General features: G+C 70.0%; 4 protein-coding genes. All 4 read left to right on the top strand.

The genetic code is table 11. The features are described from left to right. A partial coding sequence (locus JMF90_RS33310; protein WP_201326018.1) for an FRG domain-containing protein occupies window positions 1-647 on the top strand: 647 nt, incomplete at its 5' end. A 158-nt stretch (window positions 648-805) separates the two neighbouring features. After that, a complete protein-coding gene (locus JMF90_RS33315; protein WP_011545494.1) occupies window positions 806-1,312 on the top strand; it encodes a low affinity iron permease family protein in 507 nt (168 codons plus the stop codon). A 173-nt stretch (window positions 1,313-1,485) separates the two neighbouring features. Then, window positions 1,486-1,965 (top strand): BON domain-containing protein, encoded by a 480-nt coding sequence (locus tag JMF90_RS33320; RefSeq protein WP_041489680.1) that lies wholly within the window; start codon window positions 1,486-1,488, stop codon window positions 1,963-1,965. Window positions 1,966-2,079: 114 nt separating this feature from the next. Further along, window positions 2,080-2,483, top strand: a 404-nt coding sequence (locus tag JMF90_RS33325) for a DUF1641 domain-containing protein (protein ID WP_201326019.1), incomplete at its 3' end; no start/stop codon positions are given.

Below are 2,483 nucleotides of genomic sequence, written 5' to 3' on the forward strand. Positions count from 1 at the left end.
GGCTCTTTCGCGGCCAGTGCAACGCCGGCTGGCCGCTCGTGCCGGGCATCGCTCGGCAGCGCGCGTCGCCTGACGTGGAAGCGCGGATGCTCGACGAATTCACGCGGCGCGCACTGCCGCATCTCGAACCCGGGCAGAACCTCGATGCGTGCGACTGGCTCGCGCTCGCGCAGCAGCACGGGATGCGCACACGCCTGCTCGACTGGTCCGGCAACGCGCTGGCCGCGCTGTGGTTCGCGGTCAGGCGCGCGGGCGAAGCGGGCGGAGACGGCGTGGTGTGGTGCCTGTCGCACGACGCCGACGACATCGCGACCGCAGCCGAACGGCGCGCGCCGCTGCAGGTCACGCGCACCAAGGTGTTCCGTCCGCGGCACGTGATGCCGAGAATCACCGCGCAGGACGGCTGGTTCACGATTCACTGTTACGACGCCGGCGCCGAGCGCTTCGTGCCGCTCGACCAGCATGGGGACCTCGCCGGCCGCCTGATGCGTATCGTCGTGCCGGGCGCCCGGTTCGCGACGATCCGGCAGGAACTCGCCGGTGTCGGCGTGAGCGTCGCGACGATCTTTCCGGATCTCGACGGCATCGCGCAATTGACCGACACGCGCTATTTCCCGGACGACGAGGACACACACGCGCCGCGGTAAAGCCCACACGGGCTGCGGGCCGGGCACGCGCGATGCTTGTCCTCGACGGCGCGTACACGGGACCGAACCCCAAACGCCCGGCTTGCGACCGGTTCGCGGCAGGCGACGCGGCGGCTCCTGCGCGCGATTCAAACAGAACATCGAATCCGGAGGCTTTCATGCGCGAACCCAACGAACCACCGCGCGGTCGTCGCGACACGGCGTGCGGGCCCGCCGCCGGTTCCCGGCCGGCCGGAAACGCCGTCACCCGCGCGTTCGAACGTTTTGCGTCGAGCGTGACCACCTGGGCCGGCTCGCCGGTGGCGTTCGGCAGCGCGGTCGCGATCACCGTGCTGTGGCTCGTGAGCGGGCCGCTGTTTCATTACTCCAACGCGTGGCAGCTCGTGATCAACACCGGCACCACGATCATCACGTTCCTGATGGTGTTCCTGCTGCAGCGCAACCAGAACCGCGACAGCGTGGCGTTGCACCTGAAGCTCGACGAACTGCTCGCGGTCACGCGCGCGGCGAGCGACCGGCTGATCGGGATCGAGGATGCGTCGGAGGAGGAATTGCGCGCGTTGGCGCAGACCTATGTCGAAATGGCGCAGCGCGCGGCCGAGCGCGGCGAGGACGAACCGGGCGGCAAGCGCGCGGAAACGGCCGACACGCCGCCCGAATCCTGATCGTCGGATCTTCCGATCGAGCGATGTGCGGCCCGATGATTTTTCAAACGCTTGTCGTTTCGGTCGGCGCACCGTGGTGCGACGGCTCACATGCGCCGCTCGCAGCGGGGAACGGCACGTGCTGCATGCCGAAACGAAGCCCGGTCGTTCCGGGTATTGCCTACGGTGCCTCCATGAACTCCAGAACCCCTTCGAACCCGTTGTTGAACCTTGCGGTGGCCGTCGCTTGCGGAGCGGCCGCGATGTACTTCCTCGATCCGGCGTCCGGCCGGCGCCGACGCGCTTATCTGCGCGACAAGGCGGTTGCGGGCCGGCACGACGTGGCCGATTATGCGAATACGCAGGTGAAGCGGGCGGCCGACCATGCGCGCGGCGCGATCGTCGGCCTGCGGGCGGACTGGCTCGCGGGCGATGCGAGCGACGTGCAGGTGGCCGAGCGCGTGCGCGCGGCGCTCGGCCGGCTCGTCGCCCGCCCGCGCGACATCGACGTGAGCGTCGAGCGCGGCAACGTGTGCTTGACCGGACAGGTCGAGGAAGCCGAACGTCAGGCGCTGATCGACGGCGTCGCCGCGCTGCATGGCGTGCATCACGTCGAGGACGCGATGGGCGCGCGCAGCGAGTACAAGGCGTCGCCCGACGGTCATTCGCAGTGACGCGGCCGCGGCTGCCCGCACCGGCGGGGGGCCGGTGAACGAGTACGACACGCATTCGGCGCACGCACGGCTGCCGGCACGACGGCAGCCTGGCGCCCCAACCGGAGCAAGCCCATGATCGACCGCCAGCCCCCCGACACGACGCCTCCGCAGCCGGAGCCCGGCGCGCACGACGCGCTCGAACACCTCCTCGGCAGCCTGCATCGGCACGGCTTCCTGCGCTTCGCGAACGAAGTCGTCAGCGCGAACGCGCGACTGGCCGACACGTTCGTCGACGCGCTCGACAAGCCCGGCATGCAGAGCGGTATGGAGAATCTCGCGGTGCTCGTGACGGCGCTGTCGCGCATTCCGCCGGAACAGTTCAGCCGTGCCGCGTTCGCGGCGGCCGACGCGCTGCATCACGTCGGCTCGTGGCAGCCGTCTCAGCACGAGCATGTCGCGCCCGGCGTGCGCGGCGTCTACCGGCTGCTGCACGACGAGGCGCTGTGGGATGCGTTGACGCCGCTGCTCGAAGGGCT

This window comes from Burkholderia sp. E168m23 (assembly GCF_016586125.1).
GTDB lineage: Bacteria > Pseudomonadota > Gammaproteobacteria > Burkholderiales > Burkholderiaceae > Burkholderia > Burkholderia orbicola.

What these genes read in the sequence shown, in the direction of transcription:
- JMF90_RS33315 (WP_011545494.1), top strand. Translation starts at nt 806, where the DNA reads ATGCGCGAACCCAACGAACCACCGCGCGGTCGTCGCGACACGGCGTGC.
- JMF90_RS33320 (WP_041489680.1), top strand. Translation starts at nt 1,486, where the DNA reads ATGAACTCCAGAACCCCTTCGAACCCGTTGTTGAACCTTGCGGTGGCC.